Genomic DNA, 24,403 nt, shown 5'->3' on the forward strand with positions numbered 1-24,403 from the left:
CGGGTCCTCACAGCGGGGGCAGCTTCGGGAGGGCACCGCCGGAGACCTTCAGGGCGGCGCCGTCGCGGCGCCCGGCCAGCCAGCCGAGGAGGTCGGCGGCGGTGCCGGTGACGGCCGTCTCCGGGGCCCCCGCGCCCTCGGCCGCCGTCCCCGTCCGCCACGTGCTGCCGTCGTCCGCGGTGAGCACGGTGGCGGGGACCGCCGGGTGGCCGGCGAAGCGGTCCGCCAGGAAGTCGATCTCCCGCGCGGTGAACTCCGCGGGCAGGTCCTCCAGCTCGTAGCCGACGCCGAGGTCGACGTGGTGCAGCTCGACCTCCACGAGGCGGCGGAAGGGGACGCGGGCCGCCTGGTCCGTGACGCCGTTGCGGAGCTCCACCGTGCGGCTCCAGTCGGCCGGGGCCTCGCCCTCCGCCTGGAACCGGGCGGCCGTCTCGCGCAGGTCCGCCAGCTGCGCCTCCAGGGGGCGCGGGGCGCCGGCCTCGATGTCGGCTTCGCGGGCCTCTGCGCTTGCGTACATGGGGAGGCCCTGGAGGACGTTCACCAGGGCGTCGGCGTTGCGGGACAGGTGGGCCAGGACGTGCCCGCGGGTCCACCCGGGCAGCCGTGACGGGGCGGCGACCGCCGCGTTGTCGAGAGTGGCGGCCGCGCTGAGCAGCCGCTCGGTCGCCTCGCGTACCGAGGCCAGGTCACGTACGTGGTCGATCATGCCGCCGACCCTAGCGCCGCCACTCGATCGGGTGAAGGTGACGAAGCGCGGACGTAAATCGAATGCACGTGCTATACGCTCGGTGGAGGCATCCTGGAAAGTCAGGGATTCATCCATCCGGCGGCCCCCATAGGCTCGAAGAGTCTGGGACGGGGGCTGTGCCCCCGCTTCTCTCAAGAAAGGTGCGGACCGGCGTGGCCGACCGTCTCATCGTCCGTGGCGCGCGCGAGCACAATCTGAAGAACGTCTCGCTCGACCTCCCGCGTGACTCGCTCATCGTCTTCACCGGTCTGTCCGGATCCGGCAAGTCGTCCCTCGCGTTCGACACGATCTTCGCCGAGGGCCAGCGCAGATACGTCGAATCGCTGTCCTCGTACGCCCGGCAGTTCCTCGGCCAGATGGACAAGCCCGACGTGGACTTCATCGAGGGCCTGTCCCCTGCGGTCTCGATCGACCAGAAATCGACCTCGCGCAACCCGCGCTCCACGGTCGGCACGATCACCGAGGTGTACGACTACCTGCGGCTGCTCTTCGCGCGGATCGGCAAGCCGCACTGCCCGGAGTGCCGCCGCCCGATCTCCCGCCAGTCGCCGCAGGCGATCGTCGACCGGGTGCTGGAGCTGCCCGAGGGCAGCCGCTTCCAGGTCTTGTCCCCGCTCGTGCGCGAGCGGAAGGGCGAGTTCGTCGACCTCTTCTCCGACCTCCAGACCAAGGGCTACAGCCGGGCGCGGGTCGACGGGAAGACCGTCCAGCTGACCGAGCCGCCGAAGCTGAAGAAGCAGGAGAAGCACACGATCGAGGTGGTCGTCGACCGCCTCACCGTCAAGGAGAGCGCCAAGCGCCGGCTCACCGACTCCGTCGAGACCGCGCTGGGCCTGTCCGGCGGCATGGTCGTGCTCGACTTCGTCGACCTCCCCGAGGACGACCCCGAGCGCGAGCGGATGTACTCGGAGCACCTGTACTGCCCGTACGACGACCTGTCCTTCGAGGAGCTGGAGCCGCGCTCCTTCTCCTTCAACTCGCCCTTCGGCGCCTGCCCCGACTGCACCGGCATCGGCACGCGCATGGAGGTCGACCCGGAGCTGGTCGTGCCCGACCCGGACCGGACCCTGGACGAGGGCGCGATCCACCCGTGGTCGCACGGGCACACCAAGGAGTACTTCGGGCGGCTCATCGGCGGCCTGGCCGACGCGCTGGGCTTCCGCACCGACATCCCGTGGGCGGGCCTGCCCCAGCGCGCCAGGAAGGCGCTGCTGTACGGCCACAGGACCCAGGTCGAGGTGCGCTACCGCAACCGGTACGGCAGGGAGCGGGCCTACACGACGCCCGCCTTCGAGGGCGCCGTGTCCTTCGTGAAGCGGCGGCACAGCGAGGCGGAGAGCGACTCCAGCCGCGAGCGCTTCGAGGGGTACATGCGCGAGGTGCCCTGCCCCACCTGCGAGGGCACGCGCCTGAAGCCGATCGTGCTGGCCGTGACGGTCATGGACAAGTCGATCGCCGAGGTGTCGGCGATGTCGATCAGCGACTGCGCCGAGTTCCTCGGGCGCCTCACGCTGACCGCGCGCGACAAGAAGATCGCCGAACGGGTGCTGAAGGAGGTCAACGAGCGGCTGCGGTTCCTGGTCGACGTCGGCCTCGACTACCTGTCGCTGAACCGGGCGGCCGGCACGCTGTCCGGCGGCGAGGCCCAGCGCATCAGGCTCGCCACGCAGATCGGCTCCGGCCTGGTCGGCGTGCTGTACGTGCTGGACGAGCCGTCCATCGGCCTGCACCAGCGCGACAACCACCGGCTGATCGAGACCCTTGTACGCCTCCGCGACATGGGCAACACCCTCATCGTCGTCGAGCACGACGAGGACACCATCAAGGTCGCCGACTGGGTCGTCGACATCGGCCCCGGCGCCGGCGAGCACGGCGGCGAGGTCGTGCACTCCGGGCCGCTCAAGCAGCTGCTCGCGAACAAGGCCTCGATGACGGGGCAGTACCTCGCGGGCAAGAGGGCCATCCCGGTGCCCGACGTCCGCCGGACCGTGGACCCCGCCCGGAGGCTGACCGTCCACGGGGCGCGGGAGAACAACCTGCGGGACATCGACGTGTCCTTCCCGCTGGGTGTCCTCACCGCCGTGACGGGCGTCTCGGGCTCCGGCAAGTCCACCCTGGTCAACGACATCCTGTACACGCACCTGGCCCGCGAGCTGAACGGTGCCAAGTCGGTGCCGGGGCGGCACACGCGCGTGGAGGGCGACGACCTCGTCGACAAGGTCGTGCACGTCGACCAGTCGCCGATCGGCCGCACCCCGCGGTCGAACCCGGCCACCTACACCGGCGTCTTCGACCATGTGCGCAAGCTCTTCGCGGAGACGATGGAGGCGAAGGTCCGCGGCTACCTGCCGGGCCGGTTCTCCTTCAACGTCAAGGGCGGCCGCTGCGAGAACTGCTCCGGCGACGGCACCATCAAGATCGAGATGAACTTCCTGCCGGACGTGTACGTGCCGTGCGAGGTCTGCCACGGCGCGCGCTACAACCGGGAGACCCTGGAGGTCCACTACAAGGGCAAGTCCATCGCCGAGGTGCTGGACATGCCCATCGAGGAGGCCCTGGAGTTCTTCGGGGCGGTCCCGACGATCTCGCGCCACCTGAAGACCCTCACGGAGGTCGGCCTCGGGTACGTCCGGCTGGGCCAGTCGGCGCCGACGCTGTCGGGCGGCGAGGCCCAGCGCGTGAAACTCGCCAGCGAGCTCCAGAAGCGGTCGACGGGACGCACGGTCTACGTCCTGGACGAGCCGACGACGGGTCTGCACTTCGAGGACATCTCGAAGCTGATCAAGGTCCTGTCGAACCTGGTCGACAAGGGCAACACGGTGATCGTCATCGAGCACAACCTCGATGTCATCAAGACCGCCGACTGGATCGTCGACATGGGTCCCGAAGGCGGCAGCGGCGGCGGGCTCGTGGTCGCCGAGGGCACACCGGAGCAGGTCGCCGGGGTGCCGGCCAGCCACACCGGCAAGTTCCTGCGCGAGATCCTCGGGGACCGGGTCAGCGACGCCGCGCCCGTGAAGGCGGCGCCCGCACGGCGCAGCCGCGCCCGCAAGGCGTAGGGCGGCGGCCCGCACGGCATAGGGGCCCGTACGGCGCGCGGGCACGTGGGGCGTGGGCGGTTTCGTGCGGCGTGGGCGGTCCCGTGCGGGGTGGGGTGTTCCGCGTCCGTTCGGCCCCCGGGGAGCCTGGCTGCCCCGGGCCACCGGGCGGGTAGCGCACCGGGCCGCAGGGCCGCCCCGGGGATGCCGGGGCCCAGCGGCTTCAGGGCCGCAGTGCCGTCCCGGGGCTCGGGCCGCAGGTCCCCGGGGCTGCCGGGCCGCCCTGGGGACCCCCGGGCGGGCGGGGTCCGGTGCGTCGGTATCGTCGGCTTCGTCGTTCGCGCACCTGTCTAGTCCTGGAGCAGCCCATGTCCGGCAAGCCCGCCACCCGCCGTACCGTGCTGAAGGGCGCCGCGCTCGCCGGGGCGGCCGGCGTGGGGGTCGCCGCCTGCTCCACCGAGTCCAAGGTCGGCCACGCCGTGACACCCACGCCGACCGCCCCCGTGGACCTCGGCGCGGCCGGTGACGTGCCCGTCGGCGGCACCCGGCTCTACCGGGAGCAGCGGCTGCTCGTGCACTGCCCGGCCCAGGGGCAGTACAAGGCGTTCAGCGCCCAGTGCACGCACGCCGGCTGCGTCCTCGACAAGGTCGAGGACGGCGAGGGCAACTGCCCGTGCCACGGCAGCCGATTCGACGTCACCACCGGCAAGGCCCTCAAGGGCCCGGCCACGGTGCCGCTGCCCGAGGTGCCCGTGACCGTCAAGGACGGGAAGCTCATCGCGGGCCCCCAGGCCTGACGGCCTCCGGAGTCCGCGGGCTGCGGCTTCTGCGGCTCCCGGGGCTTCTGGAGCTGATCTGCGGCTGGGCTTGGCGGCCGGGATGGATCGCCCGCCCCGCCCGCCCCGCCGACTCCGCCGCTCCCCGGCCGGGGCGGACCGCCTGCCCGCCCCGCCCGCGCCTCCGTCCGCTGCCCTGGCCCGGACGCCGTCCGGGACCCCGGGCGTGTCAGCGTCCGCCAGTAGGGTGTGAGGCATGGCAGACCCCTCCAGCTACCGCCCCAAGCCGGGACAGATCCCCGACTCGCCGGGGGTCTACAGGTTCCGCGACGAGCACCGCCGGGTGATCTACGTGGGCAAGGCGAAGTCGCTGCGGCAGCGGCTCGCCAACTACTTCCAGGACCTGGCCGGACTGCACCCCCGCACCCGCACGATGGTCACCACGGCGGCGTCCGTGGAGTGGACGGTGGTCTCCACCGAAGTGGAGGCGCTCCAGCTCGAGTACTCCTGGATCAAGGAGTTCGACCCCCGCTTCAACGTCAAGTACCGCGACGACAAGAGCTATCCGTACCTCGCGGTCACCCTGGGCGAGGAGTTCCCGCGGGTGCAGGTCATGCGCGGCCAGAAGCAGAAGGGCACGCGGTACTTCGGGCCGTACGCCCACGCGTGGGCCATCCGCGAGACCGTCGACCTCCTCCTGCGGGTCTTCCCCGTCCGCACCTGCACGTCCGGCGTGTTCAGGAACGCAGCCCGCACCGGCCGCCCCTGCCTCCTCGGGTACATCGGCAAGTGCTCCGCCCCCTGCGTTGGCCGGATCAGCGCCGAGGACCACCGCGAACTGGCCGAGGAGTTCTGCGACTTCATGGCCGGGCGGACCGGCACGTACATCCGCCGCCTGGAGAAGGACATGATGGCGGCGGCCGACGAGATGGAGTACGAGAAGGCCGCGCGGCTCCGCGACGACATAGAGGCCCTCAGGCGGGCCATGGAGAAGAACGCGGTCGTTCTCGCCGACGCCACCGACGCCGACCTGATCGCCGTGGCCGAGGACGAGCTGGAAGCAGCCGTGCAGATCTTCCACGTCCGGGGCGGACGGGTGCGCGGCCAGCGGGGCTGGGTCACCGACAAGGTCGAGGCCGTCGACACCGCCGGGCTGGTGGAGCACGCCCTGCAGCAGCTGTACGGCGAGGAGCGGGGCGACGCCGTCCCCAAGGAGGTCCTCGTGCCGGCCCTCCCCGAGGACCTGGACGCCATCAGCCAGTGGCTGAGCCAGCGGCGCGGGTCCCAGGTCTCCCTGCGGGTGCCGCAGCGCGGCGACAAGAAGGCACTGATGGAGACCGTGGGCCGCAACGCCCAGCACGCCCTGGTCCTGCACAAGACCAAGCGCGCCAGCGACCTCACCACGCGCTCCCGCGCCCTGGAGGAGATCGCCGACGCCCTCGGCCTGGACGCCGCGCCGCTGCGCATCGAGTGCTTCGACATCTCCCACCTGCACGGCGAGGACGTCGTGGCCTCCATGGTGGTCTTCGAGGACGGTCTGCCCCGCAAGAGCGAGTACCGGCGGTTCCAGATCCGCGGTTTCGAGGGGCAGGACGACGTCCGGTCCATGCATGAGGTGATCGGCCGGCGGTTCCGCCGATACCTCGCCGAGAAGGAGAAGACGGGGGAGTGGGTCGGCAGCGACGGCGAGGTGCCGGACGGGGTGCCGTCCCCCGCGGGCGGCGAGGTGCCGGACGGGGAGCCGCCCTCCACGGGCGGTGAGGTGCCCGCCGAGGTCCCTTCTGCCGCCCTGGACGACGACGGCCGCCCCAGGAAGTTCGCGTACCCGCCGCAGCTCGTCGTCGTCGACGGCGGGCAGCCGCAGGTCGCCGCCGCCCGCCGGGCCCTGGACGAGCTGGGCATCGACGACGTCGCCGTGTGCGGGCTCGCCAAGCGCCTCGAGGAGGTCTGGCTGCCCGGCGAGGACGACCCGGTCGTCCTGCCCCGCACCAGCGAGGGCCTCTACCTGCTCCAGCGGGTCCGCGACACGGCCCACGACTTCGCGATCCGCTACCAGCGCAGCAAGCGCACCAAGCGCCTCAGGACCGGCCCCCTGGACGCCGTGCCCGGGCTGGGCGAGGCCCGGAAGAAGACCCTGATCAAACACTTCGGCTCGGTGAAGCGGCTCCGGCAGGCGACAATCGAGCAGATCTGCGAGGTCCCCGGCGTCGGCCGGAAGACCGCCGAGGCCGTCGCCGCGGCACTCGCCCAGGCCGCCCCGGCCGCTCCCGCCGTCAACACGGCGACAGGAGAGATCATGGAAGACGACAACGGGGACACCGCGCGTGGACGGGGATCCGGACATGAATGACCACACCGACGGCACCGCGCCCGCCGCAGGCGGCGCGGAGCGAGAAGACGGAGCAGCACACGTGAGTACGGGCAGTACGGGCACGACGGCCGACGCCGCCGCCAACGGCGGGAACGGCGGCGCCAACGGTGCGAACGGCGTGAACGGCGCGGTCGGGGCGACCGGCGCGGCGGCCGAGCCCGCCATCCCCGAACTGGTGATCATCTCCGGCATGTCCGGGGCGGGCCGCAGCACCGCGGCCAAGTGCCTGGAGGACCTCGGCTGGTTCGTCGTCGACAACCTGCCGCCGGCCCTCATCCCCACCATGGTCGAGCTCGGCGCCCGGTCGCAGGGCAACGTGGCCCGCATCGCCGTCGTCGTCGACGTCCGCGGCCGGCAGTTCTTCGACAACCTCCGCGACTCCCTCGCCGTGCTCGACGCCAAGGGCGTCAAGCGCCGCATCGTCTTCCTCGAGTCCTCCGACGAGGCCCTCGTCCGCCGCTTCGAGTCCGTGCGCCGCCCCCACCCGCTGCAGGGGGACGGCCGCATCGTCGACGGCATCGCCGCCGAGCGCGACCTGCTGCGCGAGCTGCGCGGCGACGCCGACCTGGTGATCGACACCTCCAGCCTCAACGTGCACGAGCTGCGCGCCAAGATGGACGCCCAGTTCGCCGGCGACGAGGAACCCGAGCTGCGGGCCACCGTCATGTCCTTCGGCTACAAGTACGGGCTGCCCGTCGACGCGGACCTGGTGGTCGACTGCCGGTTCCTGCCGAACCCGCACTGGGTCCCGGAGCTGCGCCCCTTCACCGGCCTCAACGAGGAGGTCTCCGCGTACGTCTTCAACCAGCCCGGCGCCAAGGACTTCCTGGACCGCTACACCGAGCTGCTGGAACTGATCGCCGCGGGCTACCGCCGCGAGGGCAAGCGCTACGTGACCATCGCCGTCGGCTGCACCGGCGGCAAGCACCGCTCGGTCGCCATGTCCGAGAAGCTCGCCGCCCGGCTCGCCTCCGAGGGCGTCGAGACCGTCGTCGTCCACCGCGACATGGGGCGCGAGTGAGGCGCCCGTACCGGCGGCGTACGAGCACCCTGTCCGCCCGTACGCTCCGCCGACGCGGCACCCAGCCCAAGGTCGTGGCCCTGGGCGGCGGCATGGGCCTGTCCGCGTCACTGGCCGCGCTGCGCCGCATCACCGGAGACCTGACCGCCGTCGTCACGGTCGCCGACGACGGCGGCTCCAGCGGCCGTCTGCGCGAGGAGCTCGGCGTCCTGCCCCCCGGCGACCTGCGCAAGGCCCTCGCCGCGCTGTGCGGCGACGACGACTGGGGCCAGACCTGGGCCCGCGTCATCCAGCACCGCTTCCAGTCCAAGGGCGACCTGCACGAGCACGCCGTGGGCAACGTGCTGATCGTCGCGCTGTGGGAGCAGCTCGGCGACCCCGTGCAGGCCCTCGACCTCGTCGGGAAACTGCTCGGGGCGCACGGGCGGGTGCTGCCGATGTCCGCCGTGCCGCTGGAGCTCCAGGCCCTGGTCCGGGGCCACGACCCGGAGCGGCCGCGGGACGTGGACCTCGTACGGGGCCAGGCCACGGTGGCGCTCACCCCCGGTGAGGTGCAGTCCGTCCACCTGGTGCCGAACGACCCGCCGGCCGTCCCCGAGGCGGTGGAGGCCGTGCTGGACGCCGACTGGGTGGTGCTCGGCCCGGGCTCCTGGTTCTCCTCGGTGATCCCGCACCTGCTGGTGCCGGAACTGCTCGACGCGCTGACCGAGACCAAGGCCCGCCGGGTCCTCTCACTGAACCTCGCGCCGCAGCCCGGGGAAACCGCGGGCTTCTCCCCGCAGCGTCATTTGGAGGTTTTGGCCCGACACGCCCCTAAACTCTCGCTGGACGTGGTGCTGGCCGACGAGGCCGCCGTGCCCGACCGCGGGTCGTTGTCCGAGGCCGCCGAAAGGCTCGGAGCCGCGGTCGAGCTGGCGCCGGTGGCCAGGGAGGACGGACTGCCCAGGCACGACCCGGAGCTGCTGGCCGCCGCGTACGACCGTATTTTCCGGATGCATGGAAGGATCGGCCCATGGCGATGACGGCAGCGGTGAAAGACGAGATCTCCCGGCTTCCCGTCACCCGCACGTGCTGCAGAAAGGCGGAGGTCTCGTCGATCCTGCGGTTCGCCGGGGGCCTGCACCTGGTCAGCGGGCGCATCGTGATCGAGGCCGAGCTGGACACCGCGATGGCGGCGCGCCGGCTGAAGCGGGACATCGCGGAGATCTTCGGGCACGGTTCGGAGCTGATCGTGATGGCTCCGGGCGGACTGCGGCGCGGTTCGCGCTTCGTGGTGCGGGTGGTCGCGGGCGGTGACCAGCTCGCCCGCCAGACCGGGCTCGTCGACGGGCGCGGCCGTCCCATCAGGGGCCTGCCGCCGCAGGTGGTCTCCGGCGCCACCTGCGACGCCGAGGCCGCCTGGCGCGGGGCCTTCCTCGCGCACGGTTCCCTGACCGAGCCGGGCCGCTCCTCGTCCCTTGAGGTCACCTGCCCGGGACCGGAGGCCGCGCTCGCGCTGGTCGGCGCCGCCCGCCGCCTCTCCATCGCCGCGAAGGCCCGCGAGGTGCGGGGTGTGGACCGGGTCGTCGTCCGGGACGGCGACGCGATCGGCGCCCTCCTGACCCGGCTGGGCGCCCACGAGTCGGTCCTCGCGTGGGAGGAGCGGCGGATGCGGCGCGAGGTGCGCGCCACCGCGAACCGGCTGGCCAACTTCGACGACGCGAACCTGCGCCGTTCGGCCCGCGCCGCCGTCGCGGCCGGCGCCCGCGTCGCCCGTGCGCTGGAGATCCTCGGCGAGGACGTGCCCGAGCACCTCGCCGCCGCCGGACGGCTGCGCATGGAGCACAAGCAGGCGTCCCTGGAGGAACTCGGGGCGCTCGCGGACCCGCCGCTGACGAAGGACGCGGTGGCCGGGCGGATCCGCCGCCTGCTCGCCATGGCCGACAAGCGCGCGGCCGACCTCGGCATCCCCGGCACGGAGTCGAACCTGACGGAGGAGATGGCGGACGGCCTCGTCAGCTGACCCGCCCCGCCCGCGGCGGCCACGGCGTCCACCGGCCCGCCGGGCGCGCCGCCGCGGTTCCGCGGTGCACGGGGGCGTGCCGGGACGCCGTGCGCGTACGGCCCCGCCTGCGCGGCCGTACGCGCGCGGCCCCTGGCCTCCCGCTGCGAACCGTGAGCGGCCCCCTGGGCCTCCCGCGCCGGGGCGCGTCGCAGCTCCGGCCGCCTGCGCGGTCGTACGGGGCGCTGGGCCTCCCGCTGCGGGCCGTGCCGGGCCCGTACCCGGGCCCGTACCCGGAGGACCGCCGCAGAGCGCTCCGCGGCCGCGCCGTCCGCGGAGCGCCGCGGCACCGCGACGGGAGCGCCACACGATTTCCCCTGCCGGCAGCCACCGGGGCCCGGCCGCACCGCCCCGCGCCGACGCCCCCTTGTGCCGAAGCCGCCTCCACCCGGCCCCCGTACGGTCGTTCACGCCGGCGCGCGGGTCCGGCGGGGCCCGCGCCGGGAGCCGTCGGCAGGGTCGTCATATGCACATTTGACGCTCCCCTGGCACAGTCGTGCAGTCATCACCGTGCTACCCGTCAGTAAGTTGCGCGATAGCGGTCGTACGCGTGCGCTCGATGTCACTCCGGGGGGCCAGGAGAGGTAGGGTCATAACCGGTCGGGGACATCCCATACAGCTCGCCGGCGTCGAAACCCGGCGTACCAACGAGGAGATCGGTTCGTGACGATCCGCGTAGGAATCAACGGCTTCGGCCGCATCGGTCGCAACTACTTCCGTGCGCTGCTGGAGCAGGGTGCGGACATCGAGATCGTGGCTGTCAACGACCTGGGTGACACCGCGACCACCGCCCACCTGCTGAAGTACGACTCCATCCTCGGCCGCCTGAAGGCGGACGTCTCCCACACCGCCGACACCATCACCGTCGACGGCCGCACCATCAAGGTGCTGTCCGAGCGCAACCCGGCCGACATCCCGTGGGGTGAGCTCGGCGTCGACGTCGTCGTCGAGTCCACCGGCATCTTCACCAACCGCGACGACGCCGCGAAGCACCTCGCGGGCGGCGCGAAGAAGGTCCTCATCTCGGCCCCGGCCAAGAACGAGGACGTCACCATCGTCATGGGTGTCAACCAGGACACCTACGACCCGGCCAACCACCACGTCATCTCCAACGCCTCCTGCACCACCAACTGCGTGGCGCCGATGGCCAAGGTCCTCGACGAGAACTTCGGCATCGTCAAGGGCCTCATGACGACGGTCCACGCCTACACCAACGACCAGCGCATCCTGGACTTCCCGCACAAGGACCTGCGCCGCGCCCGCGCCGCCGCGGAGAACATCATCCCGACCTCCACGGGCGCCGCCAAGGCCACCGCGCTGGTCCTCCCGCAGCTCAAGGGCAAGCTGGACGGCATCGCCATGCGCGTCCCGGTGCCGACCGGCTCCGTCACCGACCTCGTCGTCGAACTGGACCGCGAGGTCACCAGGGACGAGATCAACAGCGCCTTCCAGAAGGCCGCCGAGGGCGAGCTGAAGGGCATCGTCGACTACACCGCCGACCCAATCGTCTCCTCCGACATCGTCAACTGGCCGGCTTCCTGCACCTTCGACTCGTCGCTGACGATGGTCCAGGGCAAGCAGGTCAAGATCGTCGGCTGGTACGACAACGAGTGGGGCTACTCCAACCGCCTCGTCGACCTGACCGTCTTCGTCGGCAACCAGCTCTGATCGGAAGCACCACTACGATCAGCAGCAGGGCTGGCACCTCGATGTGAGCACAGGGCTCGGGCAGCGCACGGCAGCGCTGCGCGGGCCCTGTCGCTTGCCCCGACCCGCCGGCCCCCGTCCCTTCCAAGGAGCACGAAAACCGATGAAGACGATCGACGAACTTCTCGCCCAGGGAGTCCAGGGCAAGCGGGTCTTCGTCCGCGCCGACCTCAACGTGCCGCTCGACGGCGGCACGATCACCGACGACGGCCGGATCCGCGCCGTCCTGCCGACCCTGCAGGCCCTCACCGCGGCCGGTGCCAAGGTCGTCGTGGCCTCGCACCTGGGGCGCCCCAAGGGCGAGCCCGACCCGGCGTTCTCCCTCCGCCCCGTCGCCGCACGCCTCGCCGAGCTGCTCGGCCGGTCCGTGGCGTTCGCCGCCGACACCATCGGCAGCGAGGCCCACGCCGCCGTGAACGGCCTGGAGGCCGGCCAGGTCGCGGTCATCGAGAACCTGCGCTTCCACCCCGGCGAGACCTCGAAGGACCCGGCCGCCCGCGCCGAACTCGCCACCCGCCTGGAGGCCCTCGCGGACGTGTACGTCGGCGACGGCTTCGGCGCCGTCCACCGCCGGCACGCCTCGGTGTACGAGCTGCCGCGGCTCATGCCGTCCTACGCCGGCTACCTCATCGCGTCCGAGGTGGGCGTCCTGAAGAAGCTCACCGAGGACGTCAAGCGGCCGTACGTGGTCGTGCTCGGCGGCGCCAAGGTCTCCGACAAGCTGGGCGTCATCGACAACCTGCTCAAGAAGGCCGACCGCATCCTCATCGGCGGCGGCATGGCGTACACCTTCCTCAAGGCCCAGGGCCACGAGGTGGGCATCTCGCTGCTGCAGGAGGACCAGGTCCCCGCCTGCCGCGACTACCTGGCGGAGGCAGGGAAGCGCGGCGTGGAGTTCGTCCTCCCCGCCGACGTGCTGGTCTCCACCGAGTTCCCGGACCTGAAGACCAAGGCCCCGGCGAACCCGGGCACCGTCGCCGCGGACGCCATCCCCGCCGACCAGGAGGGCCTGGACATCGGCCCCCGGACCCGCGAGCTGTACGCCGCGAAGCTCGCCGACGCCGGCACCGTCTTCTGGAACGGTCCCATGGGCGTCTTCGAGCACCCCGACTACGCCGAGGGCACCAAGGCCGTCGCCCAGGCGCTCGTCGACTCCCCGGCCTTCAGCGTCGTCGGCGGCGGGGACTCCGCCGCCGCCGTCCGTACCCTGGGCTTCGACGAGAACGCATTCGGCCACATCTCGACCGGCGGCGGCGCCAGCCTCGAGTACCTCGAAGGCAAGACGCTTCCCGGCCTCGCCGCACTGGAGGACTGAACACCGTGACCACCCGCACCCCGCTGATGGCGGGCAACTGGAAGATGAACCTCAACCACCTTGAGGCCATCGCCCACGTCCAGAAGCTCGCCTTCGCCCTGACCGACAAGGACTACGCGGACACGGAGGTGGCGGTCCTCGTGCCGTTCACCGACCTGCGGTCCGTCCAGACCCTCGTCGACGGCGACAAGCTGAAGATCAAGTACGGCGCCCAGGACCTGTCGGCACACGACTCCGGCGCCTACACCGGCGAGATCTCCGGCGCCATGCTCGCCAAGCTGTCCTGCACGTACGTCGCCGTCGGCCACTCCGAGCGCCGCCAGTACCACGGCGAGACCGACACCACCTGCAACGAGAAGGTGAAGGCCGCCTACAAGCACGGCCTGACCCCGATCCTGTGCGTCGGCGAGGGCCTCGACGTCCGCAAGGCCGGCGACCAGGTCGCCTACACCCTGGCCCAGCTCGACGGCGCGCTGAAGAGCATCCCCGCCGAGCAGGCCGAGTCCATCGTGATCGCGTACGAGCCGGTCTGGGCGATCGGCACCGGCGAGGTCGCCACCCCCGAGGACGCCCAGGAGGTGTGCGGGGCCATCCGCGGCCGCCTGGCCGAGCTGTACTCGCAGGACCTGGCCGACCGGGTACGGATCCAGTACGGCGGCTCCGTCAAGGCCGGCAACATCGCCGCGATCATGTCGCAGCCGGATGTGGACGGCGCCCTGGTCGGCGGTGCCTCGCTGGACACCGAGGAGTTCGTCAAGATCGTCCGCTTCCGCGACCAGTGAGTATGCGGTAAGGCCGATCCGTCGTACCCTTGCGGGGGTCCGGGCAGTGCGCCCGGGCCCCCGTCGTCCATCCAGTCCGAGAGAATTGCCAGGAAGTAGGGTCCAGCCGTGATTATGGGGTTCTCGATCGCCCTGATCGTGTTCAGCCTGCTGCTGATGCTGCTGGTGCTGATGCACAAGGGGAAGGGCGGCGGTCTCTCCGACATGTTCGGTGGCGGCATGCAGTCCTCCGTGGGCGGCTCCTCGGTCGCCGAGCGCAACCTCGACCGCATCACCGTGGTCGTCGGCCTGCTCTGGGTCGCCTGCATCATCGTCGTCGGCCTCCTCATCAAGTTGGAGGCGTAGCCGGGACCTCCCGGCCCCGCGTCCACTGTCCGCGTCCCGTGGCGAAGGGGTAACTCCCCTCACTGGACGCGCGTTGGGCCTTACGTAGACTGGGGCATCCTTGAGCACCGCACGCAGGGAGTGACGACCGTGGCAAGTGGCAACGCTATCCGGGGCAGCCGGGTGGGAGCGGGGCCGATGGGAGAGGCCGAGCGCGGCGAGTCCGCGCCCCGGCTCCGCGTTTCCTTCTGGTGCTCCAACGGGCACGAGACTCAGCCGAGCTTCGCGAGCGACGCGCAGGTCCCCGACACGTGGGACTGCCCGCGCTGCGGCTTCCCTGCCGGCCAGGACCGGGACAACCCGCCGGACCCGCCGCGCACCGAGCCGTACAAGACGCATCTCGCGTACGTGCGGGAGCGCCGCAGCGACGCGGACGGCGAGGCGATCCTGGCCGAGGCGCTCGCCAAGCTCCGCGGCGAGATCTGAGACGGCGCACCGCACCGCGAGGCAAGGGCCCCGCCCGCAGGAACGACAGTTCCGGCGGGCGGGGCCCTTGCCGCTTCCGGCCTGTCCGGCCTGTGGACAACGGGCCTGTGGACAAGTCCGTCGGAGTCTTCCCGATCAATTAGGTTGGAGGGGCAGCGGGGCAATCAGGCAGGTACGAAGAAGAAGTGGGCTGATGTCCAAGATGATGGCGGAACGCACCAGCGGCCGACGGCTCGACCAGTTGCCCGAGTGGAGTGCGCTCGGGAAGCACCGGGAGCAGTTCGGCAGCACGCATCTGCGCGAGTTGTTCGCCGGCGACCCGCAGCGGGGCACCACGCACACCCTGCGCGTCGGCGACCTCCACCTCGACTACTCCAAGCACCTCGTCACCGGCGAGACGCTCGCGCTGCTGCGCGACCTCGCCGCAGCCACCGGCGTCGCCGAGCTCAGGGACGCCATGTTCCGCGGCGACAAGATCAATAACACGGAGGGGCGCGCCGTCCTCCACACCGCGCTGCGCGCCCCGCGCGAGGCCGTGATCGAGGTCGACGGCCGGAACGTGGTACCGGACGTGCACGCCGTCCTCGACCAGATGAGCGCCTTCAGCGAGCGCGTGCGGTCCGGCGGATGGACCGGCCACACCGGGAAGCCCATCAAGAACATCGTCAACGTCGGCATCGGCGGCTCCGACCTGGGCCCGGCCATGGCTTACGAGGCGCTGCGCCCCTACACCCGCCGGGACCTGACGTTCCGTTTCGTCTCCAACGTGGACGGCGCCGACCTGCACGAGGCCGTGCACGACCTGGACGCCGAGGAGACCCTCTTCATCATCGCGTCCAAGACGTTCACGACCATCGAGACCATCACCAACGCCACCTCCGCGCGGGACTGGCTGCTCACCGAGCTGAAGGCCGGCCAGGAAGCCGTCGCCAAGCACTTCGTGGCCCTGTCGACCAACGCCGAGAAGGTGCAGGACTTCGGCATCGACACGGCCAACATGTTCGCGTTCTGGGACTGGGTCGGCGGGCGCTACTCCTACGACTCCGCCATCGGCCTGTCCCTGATGATCGCCATCGGGCCCGACCGGTTCCGCGAGATGCTCGACGGCTTCCGGCTGATGGACGAGCACTTCCGCACGGCCCCGCCGGAGGAGAACGCCCCGCTGCTGCTCGGCCTGCTGGGCGTCTGGTACGGCGCTTTCTTCGACGCGCAGTCGCACGCGGTCCTGCCCTACTCCCACTACCTGTCGAAGTTCACCGCGTACCTCCAGCAGCTCGACATGGAGTCCAACGGCAAGTCCGTCGACCGCGACGGCAACCCCGTCGCGTGGCAGACCGGGCCCGTCGTGTGGGGCACGCCCGGCACCAACGGGCAGCACGCCTACTTCCAGCTCATCCACCAGGGCACGAAGGTCATCCCGGCCGACTTCATCGGGTTCGCCCGGCCCGTCGACGACCTGCCGCCCGGTCTGGTCGCCCAGCACGACCTGCTGATGGCGAACTTCTTCGCCCAGACCCAGGCGCTCGCCTTCGGCAAGACCCCCGACGAGGTGCGGGCCGAGGGCGTCGCCGAGGAACTGGTCCCGCACAAGACGTTCCGCGGCAACCACCCGACGACCACCATCCTCGCGGACGCGCTGACCCCCTCCGTCCTCGGCCAGCTCATCGCGCTGTACGAGCACAAGGTCTTCGTCCAGGGCGCCGTCTGGAACATCGACTCGTTCGACCAGTGGGGCGTCGAGCTCGGCAAGGTCCTCGCCAAGCGCATCGAGCCCGTGCTCACGCAGGGCGTGGGAGGCGAGGACCTGGACAGCTCCACCGCCGCACTCGCCGCCGCCTACCGGGCGCTGAGGGCGCGGTAGACCATGACGGGGGAGGACACGGTGCACGACAACGCCCGGCTGAGACTGCGGACGCCCGCCCACACGCTCCACGAGCGGGCCGTCACCTGGTGGCGCACCCAGTGGCTGCTGACCACGGCCGTCCTGGGCGCCGCCCTCGCCGTGACGGCCTGGCTGGCCGAGCCCGTCAGGGGCTGGGCGGCGGCCGCCGCGGGCGCCGTGGCGGCGGCGGGCCTCGCCGGCACCGTGTTCCTCCCCCGCTGGTGGTACACGGTCCACCGATGGGAGGTCACGGACGAGGCGGTGTACGTCCGTACGGGTTATTTCTGGCAGGAGTGGCGCATCGCGCCGATGTCCCGCATCCAGACCGTGGACACCGTCCGCGGGCCCCTGGAGCAGGTCTTCCGCCTCGCCACCGTCACGGTGACCACCGCGTCGGCCAAGGGCGCGATCACCATCGCCGGGCTGGACCACGAGGTGGCGGCCGACCTCGCCCGCCGGCTGACCCGCATCGCGCAGGCCACGCCGGGGGACGCGACATGAGCACGGAGCAGGGCCCCGCGCCCGGCCCCGGCGAGTGGCAGCGGCTGGACTGGAGGGTGATCCCGCTCTCCGGCCTCTTCGGCGGCGGACTGTCCCTGGGCTCCTTCGTCCCCGTCGCCGTCGTGGTGATGGGCAAACTGCCGCTGTGGTCGGCGCTGCTGGTACTGCCGGCGTGGTTCCTGCTGCCCGTCCTCGGCGGGGCGGGCATCGGGTACGTGCGCTGGCGGCGCACCCGCTACCGCGTCGGGCCCGAACGGGCCGAGCTGCACACCGGCGTCCTGCTGGTGAAACGCCGCTCCCTCGCCCGCGAACGCATCCGCAGCGTCGACCTGACCGCCCATCTCCTGCTGCGCGTCCTCGGACTCGTCAAGGTCCGGATCGGCACCGGCGAGCAGTCCGCCGGCGGCGAGTCCACCCTGGAGCTCGACCCCGTCACCCGCGCGGAGGGGGAGCGGCTGCGCCGCGAGCTGCTCAACCGCCAGGAGGCCGCCGACGGCGTGCCGCGGCAGGACGGCGAGCTCGCCGTCCTCCGGCCCGCCTGGGTCCGCTACGCCCCCCTGTCGTTCGTCGCGCCCCTCCTCGGCGGCGCGGCGGCCGGAGGTGTGATGCAGGTCAGCGAGTGGTTCGGCGCGCAGGGTGAAGTCATCGACTGGATAGGCGGCCTGTTCCGCGACACCCCGCTGCTGTGGCTCGTCGCCGCCCTCGCCGCCGCGGCGCTCCTCGCCGGCGCCGCCGGCGCCCTCGCCGTCTGGGTGGAGATGTGGTGGAACTACCGGCTGGAACGGGAGCCGGGCGGCACGCTGCGGCTGCGGCGCGGGCTGCTCACCGCCCGCTCCCTGACCATCGAGGAGCGGAGGCTGCGAGGCGTCGCGCTCGTCGAACCGCTCGGCATCCGGCTGTGCCGGGCCGCCCGCGTCGACGCGATAGCCACCGGCCTCGTACAGGGAAAGGACGATGAGCGCGACAGCCACCGGACGCTGCTGCCCGCGGTGCCGCGCCCGGTCGCCGAGACCGTCGCCGGACGCGTCCTCAGGGACGGGGGAGGCGCCCTGCGCGCCCCGCTCACCCCGCATCCCCGAGCCGCCCGCGGCCGGCGCCTGCGCTGGGCCCTCACCTCCGCCTCGGTGCCCGTACTGGGCCTCGCCGCTACCGGGGCGTTCCTCCGCCTGCCGGAGCTCCTGTACGCGGCGCTGGGCAGCGCCCTGGCCCTGCTGCCGCTCGCGGTGCTGCTCGCCCTGGACGCCTACCGGAACCTCGGCCACGGCATCGACGGCCCCCACCTGCTGGCGCGCTCCGGTACGGTGCGGCGGTCCACGGTCGTCCTCCAGCGGGGCGGCGTCATCGGGTGGACGGTGAAGCAGTCGTACTTCCAGCGCAGGTCCGGGCTGCTCACCCTCACCGCGACGACGGCGGCGGGTGACGGGGCGTACGAGATACCGGACGCGGACGAGACCGAGGGGCTGCGCTTCGCGGCGGACGCGGTGCCGGGCCTGCTGGAGCCGTTCCTGCAGAAGCCGCCATCCCGGGCCATATGAGGGCAGGGCATACGATGTCCGCCGTGCGGCGGGGGAGGTGCAAGTGCCGCACGCCACCCCAGTCCACCATCGAACGGATGTTTCTTTGAGTGCCACGGCCCTGGTGTCTTCGCGGGAAGCCACTTCACCCCCGAACCGGGAACAGGCGGGTGCCCCCCGACCGGGTGCCCACCTGCCCTCCCTGACAGGGATGAGGTGGGCAGCGGCCCTCGTCGTGTTCCTCTTCCATCTGAAGAACGCCAAGTACTTCGGCGGCGACGACCTCGACCTCGTGGTGTGGGCGTTCGGGCCCGGCGCGGTCGGGGTGACCTTCTTCTTCATCCTCTCGGGGTTCGTGCTGGCCTGGTCCGCGCGGCCGGGGGACAGCGCGGTGTCCTTCTGGAGGCGCCGACTCGCCCGGATCTACCCCGTGCACGTGGTCACCACGCTCGCCGCCCTGGCGCTGGCGTTCACCGTGCTGCCCGAACTCAGGCCGCACGGCCTCAAGGAGACGGCCGCGAACTTCCTGCTGCTGAACGCCTGGAAGGACGCGTGGTGGCACGGCATCAACCCGGTCAGCTGGTCGCTCGTCTGCGAGGCCTTCTTCTACGCCTGCTTCCCCGCCCTCTACGCGGTGCTGCGCCGGCTCGGCCCCCGCGCGCTGTACGCCCTGTCGGCGGTGTGCGTCGGCACGGTGATGGTCCTTCCCGAGGCGAACGCCCATCTGGACCTCGGCGTCGTCCTCTACAACTTCCCGCTCGCACGCCTCCCCGAGTTCGTCCTGGGCGTCGCCCTGGCCCGGCTGGTCCGGCTCGGCGCCTGGCGCGGGCCCGGTCTGGAAGCCGCCACGGCCATCACCCTGATCGGGTACTTCATGACCCCGTACTTCCTCAACGCGTACGCGTCCACCACCGTCCTCGGCTTCGCCCTCCTCATTCCGGCGGGAGCGCTCGCCGACATCGAGGGCAGGAAGACGATGTGGCAGGGACGCCGCACGGTGAAGCTGGGTGAGTGGTCGTTCGCGTTCTACATGGTGCACGTGCTGGTCCTGGAGGCCGGGACGCTGGTGTTCGGCCACCAGCCCCGCTTCGACACCCTCCCGGCGCTGGCGGCCGCCGCCGCCGTCTTCACCGTCACCCTGGGCCTCTCGGCAGCGCTCTACCGGTGGGTGGAGCTGCCGGGCCGCCGCCTCGTCCTCGGCAAGCGCAAGCCCCGTCGCACAGCCGGCGCCACGGGCTGAACCGCACCTGCCCGCGCATACGGGGGAGGCCCGGTCCGCGCACGCGGAAGCGCGCGCGGACCGGGCCTCCGGTGCAGCGGCCAGAGAGGGCTGCACCGACAGGTACAGGGACCGGGGGCCGCCGCGACCCGGCCGACGCGATACGGCGCAGGGGAGACCGAGGCAGCGAGACCGAGGGGCTGCGCTTCGCGGCGGACGCGGTGCCGGGCCTGCTGGGACCGTTCCTCGAACGGCAGCCGTGACGCATGCCACGCCGCAGGCGGCATGCCGCCCCCCGCGGGTCGGTGATCATGGCGCAATGACCTACACCAGCCGTCGTACCGTACTGACCGCTCTCGCCGCGGCTGCCGTGGCCGGCCCCGCCCTGGACGGCCTGACCGCCGCTCCCGCGCACGCCACGGGCGAGTTCGACACCTACAGCTCCAACACCGACCTCTACACCCGGCTCGCCGGACAAGAGGGGGTGGACTTCGCCCGCCGCTACAAGCGGCACGAGTTCCTCGACCACAGCTACACCGAGCGCTACCCCTACAACCGCACCACGATCCTGGCCATGCACGGCGGCGGCATCGAGATGGGCACCTCCGAGCTCTGCCTCGGCATAGCGGGCTACCACCCCGCCACCCTCGCACCGGCCGACGACGGCCTCGGGGTGCACGACTACTGGATGTTCGAGGGGCTGCGCAGCTCCAACAACCGGGAACTGCACGTCACCGCCAAGAACAACGACGACCACGTCTGCCGGTCGATGGTCCGCTCCAGCCTGAACGTGCTCAGCCTGCACGGCTGCACGTCCGCCCAGGCGGGCACCTCCGACCCGCAGGCCGTGGTCGTCGGCGGGCTCAACAAGCGGTTCAGGACGCTGCTCAAGGCCGAGTTCGACGCGGTGGGCATCGCCTGGCGGGACGGCGACGAACTCCCCGACCTGGCCGGGGTGAACCCGAACAACCCCTGCAACCTCACCATGCTGGGCAAGGGCGGCCAGCTGGAGCTCACCACCGAGCTGCGCGCCGCGATGTACTCCGTCAACACCCGGAAGGGCCGAGCCGGCAGCACCACGCAGAAGTACTGGGACTTCGTCGGCGCCTGCCGCGCCGCGATCGCCGCCCTCCACGGGGACCCCGACCAGATCGTCCTCTGATCCGGATGATCCGGAGCGGGCCACCGGGCCCCACGGGAAAGGCCCGGTCCGCGCACGCAGGAGTGCGCGCGGACCGGGCCTCCGGTACGACGTCCGTCAGGGCTGCGCCGCCGGGTACAGCGTCCGGGGCAGCTGCGAAGCGGCCGCCGCGTCCAGCAGCCACAGCGTGCGGGACCGCCCGTAGGCACCCGCAGCCGGGGCCTGGAGCTCACCCGCACCCGACAGGGCCATGGCCACCGCCTTCGCCTTGTCCTCGCCGGCCGCCAGCAGCCACACCTCACGGGCGGCCCGGATCGCCGGGAACGTCAGCGAGACACGGGTCGGCGGGGGCTTGGGCGCGCCGTGCACGCCCACCACCGTGCGCTCCGCCTCCCGCGCCGCCGGGTGCTCGGGGAACAGCGACGCCACATGCGTGTCGGGGCCCACGCCCAGCAGCAGCACGTCGAACGCGGGCACCGGACCGTGGTTCTCCGGTCGCGCCGCCGCGGCCAGCTTCCTCGGCGTACGCGGCGGCCGCGGCATCCGCGTCCGCGCCGTACGGCCCGTCCGACACCGGCATCGGATGCACCCGCGCCGGGTCCAGCGGCACGCTGTCCAGCAGCGCGGCCCGTGCCTGCGTGTCGTTCCGGTCGGGGTCGCCCTCCGGCAGGAAGCGCTCGTCGCCCCACCACAGGTCGAGCCGCGACCAGTCGACCGCGTCCCGGGCGGGCGCAGCCGCCAGCGCGGCCAGCAGGCCGTTGCCGTTGCGGCCGCCGGTCAGCACCACCGACGCCGAGCCGCGGGAGGACTGGGCGTCGACGATCCGGGTGATGAGCCGGGCCGCGGCGGCCTGGGCCATCAGCTCCTTGTCGCGGTGGACGACGAGCTGGGGCGCGCTCACTTCGCCGCCTTCTTCGCCGGGGACTTCCTCGCGGCTGAGCCCGGCTTCGCGGTGGAGCCCGACTTCGCGGCGGCGTCGGCCGTGCCGCCGGTCTCCGCGCCGTCCTCGGCTCCGCTCTCCGCGTCGGCCGCCGCCGGGGCGCGGGCGGCGCCGCCGGTCCCGGCACCCCTGCCCGTCGGCTCCGCGGCCTGCGCGGCCAGCCGGTCCACACCGAACCGCAGCGCGGAGGCGTAGATGTCGTCCGGGTCGAGCCGCCGCAGCTCCTCGGCGATCAGCTCGGCCGTCTCGCGGCGCTTGAGCGCCACGGCACGGTCCGGCTGCTCGTGGATGGACAGCGTCGCCAGCGAGCCGTTGGGCCGGTCGAGCACGATCGGCCCGCAGTTCGTCGCCAGCCGCACGGCCGTCAGCCCGGGGCCCTTCGACGGGGAGCGCCGCACCGAAACGTCCAGGCGGTCGGCCAGCCACATGGCGAGCAGCTCCACGCTCGGGTTGAACTCCTCGCCCTCGACCTCCGCCGAGGTGACCTCGCACACGACCTGGTCCAGGGCCGCCGCCAGCATCGAGCGCCACGGCGTGATCCGGGTCCAGGACAGGTCCGTGTCGCCCGGCGTGTAGGCGGCGGAGCGGTCCTTCAGCTCCCCGATCGGGTCCTCGGCGTTGTAGGTGTCGGTGACCCGGCGCTGGCCGAGCGCACCCAGCGGGTCGTTGGCCGGGTCGGTCGGCGCGTTCACCGGCCACCAGACCACCACGGGGGCGTCCGGCAGCAGCAGCGGCAGCACCACCGACTGGGCGTGGTCCACGACCTCGCCGTACAGCCGCAGGATCACCGTCTCGCCGGTGCCCGCGTCGGCGCCCACCCGCACCTCGGCGTCCAGCCGCGCCTTGGCCCGGTCGCGCGGCGACCGCGCGACCCGCTTGATCACGACGAGCGTCCGCGACGGGTGCTCGCGGGACGCCTCGCTGGCGGCCTTGAGCGCGTCGTACGCGTTCTCCTCGTCGGTGACGATGACCAGGGTCAGCACCATGCCGACGGCCGGCGTGCCGATGGCGCGCCGCCCCTGCACCAGCGCCTTGTTGATGTTGCTGGAGGTGGTGTCCGTCAGGTCGATCTTCATGGCCGGCGCCAGCTCCGTCCGTCTCGTGCGAGCATCTCGTCCGCCTCGGCCGGCCCCCAGGTGCCCGCCTGGTACTGCGCGGGCCTGCTGGTGCGGTCCCAGTACTCCTCGATGGGGTCCAGGATCCGCCAGGACAGCTCGACCTCCTCCACGCGCGGGAAGAGGTTGGCGTCACCGAGGAGGACGTCCAGGATCAGCCGCTCGTACGCCTCGGGGCTCGACTCGGTGAACGACTCGCCGTACGCGAAGTCCATCGACACGTCCCGGACCTCCATCGAGGTGCCGGGGACCTTCGACCCGAACCGCACGGTCACGCCCTCGTCCGGCTGGACGCGGATGACCAGCGCGTTGTGCCCCAGCTCCTCCGTCGCGGTGTGGTCGAAGGGGGAGTGCGGCGCCCGCTGGAACACCACCGCGATCTCGGTGACCCGGCGGCCCAGGCGCTTGCCGGTCCGCAGGTAGAAGGGGACGCCCGCCCAGCGGCGGTTGTCGATGCCCAGCTTGATCGCGGCGTAGGTGTCGGTCGTGGAGGCCGGGTCGATGCCCTCCTCCTCCAGGTAGCCGACGACCCGCTCGCCGCCCTGCCACGCGGCCGTGTACTGCGCGCGGACCGTGGACGCGCCGAGGTCCTTCGGCAGCCGGACCGCGCCCAGCACCTTGGTCTTCTCGGCGGCCAGCGCGTCCGCGTCGAACGACGCAGGCTCCTCCATCGCCGTCAGCGCGAGCAACTGGAGCAGGTGGTTCTGGATGACGTCGCGGGCGGCGCCGATGCCGTCGTAGTACCCGGCCCGGCCGCCGATGCCGATGTCCTCCGCCATCGTGATCTGCACGTGGTCGACGTACGACCGGTTCCAGATCGGCTCGAACAGGGTGTTCGCGAACCGCAGCGCGAGGATGTTCTGGACCGTCTCCTTGCCGAGGTAGTGGTCGATCCGGAACACCTGGTCCGGGGTGAACACCTCGTGGACGATCCGGTTCAGCTCCTGCGCGGACGCGAGGTCGTGCCCGAACGGCTTCTCGATGACCGCGCGGCGCCAGCACCCGTCCTTCTGGTCCGCGAGCCCGTGCTTCTTCAGCTGCTGCACGACCTTCGGGAAGAACTTCGGCGGCACGGACAGGTAGAACGCGAAGTTGCCGCCCGTGCCCTGCGCCTTGTCCAGCTCCTCCATGGTCGCGCGGAGCTGCTCGAACGCCTCGTCGTCGCCGAAGTCGCCCTGCACGAACCGCATGCCCTGGATGAGCTGCTGCCAGACCTCCTCGCGGAAGGGGGTCCGCGAGTGCTCCTTCACGGCGTCGTGGACGACCTGGGCGAAGTCCTCATTCTCCCAGTCGCGCCGGGCGAACCCGATCAGCGAGAAGCCCGGCGGCAGCAGGCCCCGGTTCGCGAGGTCGTACACCGCGGGCATCAGCTTCTTGCGTGACAAGTCACCCGTGACACCGAAGATGACCAGGCCCGACGGCCCCGCGATACGCGGGAGCCGCCGGTCCGCGGCGTCACGCAGCGGATTGCTGCTCTGCAAG

At 72.1% G+C, this 24,403-nt stretch carries 19 protein-coding genes and 1 pseudogene; 16 read left to right on the forward strand and 4 right to left on the reverse strand.

Annotation, left to right across the window (positions count from 1 at the left end):
* Positions 1-7 precede the first annotated feature (7 nt).
* Complete coding sequence (locus L6E17_RS13840; RefSeq protein WP_236241067.1) at positions 8-706, reverse strand: maleylpyruvate isomerase family mycothiol-dependent enzyme; 699 nt, start codon at positions 704-706, stop codon at positions 8-10.
* A 194-nt stretch (positions 707-900) separates the two neighbouring features.
* Between L6E17_RS13840 and uvrA the strand changes: the two genes are divergently transcribed.
* From uvrA to L6E17_RS13920, 16 genes are all read left to right on the forward strand, one after another.
* Entirely contained in the window at positions 901-3,807 is a 2,907-nt protein-coding gene (gene uvrA, locus L6E17_RS13845) for an excinuclease ABC subunit UvrA (RefSeq protein WP_236241068.1), read from the forward strand.
* Between the two features lie 347 nt (positions 3,808-4,154).
* The gene (locus L6E17_RS13850; RefSeq protein WP_236241069.1) at positions 4,155-4,583 is read left to right on the forward strand and encodes a Rieske (2Fe-2S) protein; all 429 of its coding nucleotides are present in this window, start codon (positions 4,155-4,157) and stop codon (positions 4,581-4,583) included.
* 235 nt (positions 4,584-4,818) lie between these two features.
* Positions 4,819-6,912 carry an excinuclease ABC subunit UvrC gene (uvrC, locus tag L6E17_RS13855; RefSeq protein ID WP_236241070.1) on the forward strand — a complete coding sequence of 698 codons (2,094 nt, stop codon included), beginning with the start codon at positions 4,819-4,821 and terminating at the stop codon, positions 6,910-6,912.
* On the forward strand, positions 6,905-7,954 hold the full coding sequence (gene rapZ, locus L6E17_RS13860) for an RNase adapter RapZ (RefSeq protein ID WP_236241071.1): 1,050 nt from the start codon (positions 6,905-6,907) through the stop codon (positions 7,952-7,954). The genes uvrC and rapZ overlap by 8 nt, the downstream gene beginning before the upstream one ends.
* Positions 7,951-8,976, forward strand: a complete 1,026-nt coding sequence (gene yvcK / locus L6E17_RS13865) for a uridine diphosphate-N-acetylglucosamine-binding protein YvcK (protein ID WP_236241072.1) — start codon at positions 7,951-7,953, stop codon at positions 8,974-8,976. The genes rapZ and yvcK overlap by 4 nt, the downstream gene beginning before the upstream one ends.
* The gene (whiA, locus tag L6E17_RS13870) at positions 8,967-9,956 is read left to right on the forward strand and encodes a DNA-binding protein WhiA (protein ID WP_071274682.1); all 990 of its coding nucleotides are present in this window, start codon (positions 8,967-8,969) and stop codon (positions 9,954-9,956) included. Before yvcK ends, whiA begins: the two co-directional genes overlap by 10 nt.
* Before the next feature lie 702 nt (positions 9,957-10,658).
* Positions 10,659-11,663 carry a type I glyceraldehyde-3-phosphate dehydrogenase gene (gene gap / locus L6E17_RS13875; RefSeq protein WP_236241073.1) on the forward strand — a complete coding sequence of 335 codons (1,005 nt, stop codon included), beginning with the start codon at positions 10,659-10,661 and terminating at the stop codon, positions 11,661-11,663.
* A 142-nt stretch (positions 11,664-11,805) separates the two neighbouring features.
* Positions 11,806-13,017, forward strand: coding sequence for a phosphoglycerate kinase (gene pgk, locus L6E17_RS13880; protein WP_236241074.1), 1,212 nt, complete (start codon positions 11,806-11,808; stop codon positions 13,015-13,017).
* Between the two features lie 5 nt (positions 13,018-13,022).
* The gene (gene tpiA / locus L6E17_RS13885; protein ID WP_236241075.1) at positions 13,023-13,799 is read left to right on the forward strand and encodes a triose-phosphate isomerase; all 777 of its coding nucleotides are present in this window, start codon (positions 13,023-13,025) and stop codon (positions 13,797-13,799) included.
* A 108-nt stretch (positions 13,800-13,907) separates the two neighbouring features.
* Positions 13,908-14,144, forward strand: coding sequence for a preprotein translocase subunit SecG (gene secG / locus L6E17_RS13890; protein ID WP_236241076.1), 237 nt, complete (start codon positions 13,908-13,910; stop codon positions 14,142-14,144).
* Between the two features lie 129 nt (positions 14,145-14,273).
* The gene (locus L6E17_RS13895; RefSeq protein ID WP_078066843.1) at positions 14,274-14,609 is read left to right on the forward strand and encodes an RNA polymerase-binding protein RbpA; all 336 of its coding nucleotides are present in this window, start codon (positions 14,274-14,276) and stop codon (positions 14,607-14,609) included.
* A 193-nt stretch (positions 14,610-14,802) separates the two neighbouring features.
* Positions 14,803-16,470 carry a glucose-6-phosphate isomerase gene (pgi, locus tag L6E17_RS13900; protein WP_236241077.1) on the forward strand — a complete coding sequence of 556 codons (1,668 nt, stop codon included), beginning with the start codon at positions 14,803-14,805 and terminating at the stop codon, positions 16,468-16,470.
* Positions 16,471-16,473: 3 nt separating this feature from the next.
* Positions 16,474-16,992: a PH domain-containing protein gene (locus tag L6E17_RS13905; RefSeq protein WP_236241078.1), complete on the forward strand. Its 519-nt coding sequence runs from the start codon at positions 16,474-16,476 to the stop codon at positions 16,990-16,992.
* Positions 16,989-18,527 (forward strand): PH domain-containing protein, encoded by a 1,539-nt coding sequence (locus L6E17_RS13910; RefSeq protein ID WP_236241079.1) that lies wholly within the window; start codon positions 16,989-16,991, stop codon positions 18,525-18,527. The genes L6E17_RS13905 and L6E17_RS13910 overlap by 4 nt, the downstream gene beginning before the upstream one ends.
* A 190-nt stretch (positions 18,528-18,717) precedes the next feature.
* Positions 18,718-19,746, forward strand: a complete 1,029-nt coding sequence (locus L6E17_RS13915) for an acyltransferase (RefSeq protein WP_236241080.1) — start codon at positions 18,718-18,720, stop codon at positions 19,744-19,746.
* 298 nt (positions 19,747-20,044) lie between these two features.
* Entirely contained in the window at positions 20,045-20,887 is an 843-nt protein-coding gene (locus L6E17_RS13920) for a poly-gamma-glutamate hydrolase family protein (protein ID WP_236241081.1), read from the forward strand.
* A 96-nt stretch (positions 20,888-20,983) separates the two neighbouring features.
* On the opposite strand, the pseudogene pgl reads toward L6E17_RS13920, so the two are convergent.
* The 3 genes and pseudogenes from pgl to zwf all read right to left on the reverse strand — a co-directional run bounded on the left by pgl (position 20,984) and on the right by zwf (position 24,402).
* Positions 20,984-21,725 (reverse strand): annotated as a pseudogene (pgl, locus tag L6E17_RS13925) (6-phosphogluconolactonase).
* 38 nt (positions 21,726-21,763) lie between these two features.
* Positions 21,764-22,882 (reverse strand): glucose-6-phosphate dehydrogenase assembly protein OpcA, encoded by a 1,119-nt coding sequence (opcA, locus tag L6E17_RS13930; protein WP_236241082.1) that lies wholly within the window; start codon positions 22,880-22,882, stop codon positions 21,764-21,766.
* Complete coding sequence (gene zwf, locus L6E17_RS13935) at positions 22,879-24,402, reverse strand: glucose-6-phosphate dehydrogenase (RefSeq protein ID WP_236241083.1); 1,524 nt, start codon at positions 24,400-24,402, stop codon at positions 22,879-22,881. The genes opcA and zwf overlap by 4 nt, the downstream gene beginning before the upstream one ends.
* Position 24,403 lies beyond the last annotated feature (1 nt).

It is taken from the genome of Streptomyces sp. CC228A (assembly GCF_021390935.1).
GTDB lineage: Bacteria > Actinomycetota > Actinomycetes > Streptomycetales > Streptomycetaceae > Streptomyces.

Excerpts from the sequence above, each read along its gene's own strand:
- uvrC (WP_236241070.1), top strand. The coding sequence starts at position 4,819 with ATGGCAGACCCCTCCAGCTACCGCCCCAAGCCGGGACAGATCCCCGAC.
- L6E17_RS13915 (WP_236241080.1), top strand. The coding sequence starts at position 18,718 with ATGAGGTGGGCAGCGGCCCTCGTCGTGTTCCTCTTCCATCTGAAGAAC.
- L6E17_RS13840 (WP_236241067.1), bottom strand. The coding sequence starts at position 706 with ATGATCGACCACGTACGTGACCTGGCCTCGGTACGCGAGGCGACCGAG.
- L6E17_RS13920 (WP_236241081.1), top strand. The coding sequence starts at position 20,045 with ATGACCTACACCAGCCGTCGTACCGTACTGACCGCTCTCGCCGCGGCT.
- L6E17_RS13910 (WP_236241079.1), top strand. The coding sequence starts at position 16,989 with ATGAGCACGGAGCAGGGCCCCGCGCCCGGCCCCGGCGAGTGGCAGCGG.
- pgi (WP_236241077.1), top strand. The coding sequence starts at position 14,803 with ATGTCCAAGATGATGGCGGAACGCACCAGCGGCCGACGGCTCGACCAG.
- pgk (WP_236241074.1), top strand. The coding sequence starts at position 11,806 with ATGAAGACGATCGACGAACTTCTCGCCCAGGGAGTCCAGGGCAAGCGG.
- opcA (WP_236241082.1), bottom strand. The coding sequence starts at position 22,882 with ATGAAGATCGACCTGACGGACACCACCTCCAGCAACATCAACAAGGCG.
- rapZ (WP_236241071.1), top strand. The coding sequence starts at position 6,905 with ATGAATGACCACACCGACGGCACCGCGCCCGCCGCAGGCGGCGCGGAG.
- L6E17_RS13905 (WP_236241078.1), top strand. The coding sequence starts at position 16,474 with ATGACGGGGGAGGACACGGTGCACGACAACGCCCGGCTGAGACTGCGG.
- L6E17_RS13850 (WP_236241069.1), top strand. The coding sequence starts at position 4,155 with ATGTCCGGCAAGCCCGCCACCCGCCGTACCGTGCTGAAGGGCGCCGCG.
- whiA (WP_071274682.1), top strand. The coding sequence starts at position 8,967 with ATGGCGATGACGGCAGCGGTGAAAGACGAGATCTCCCGGCTTCCCGTC.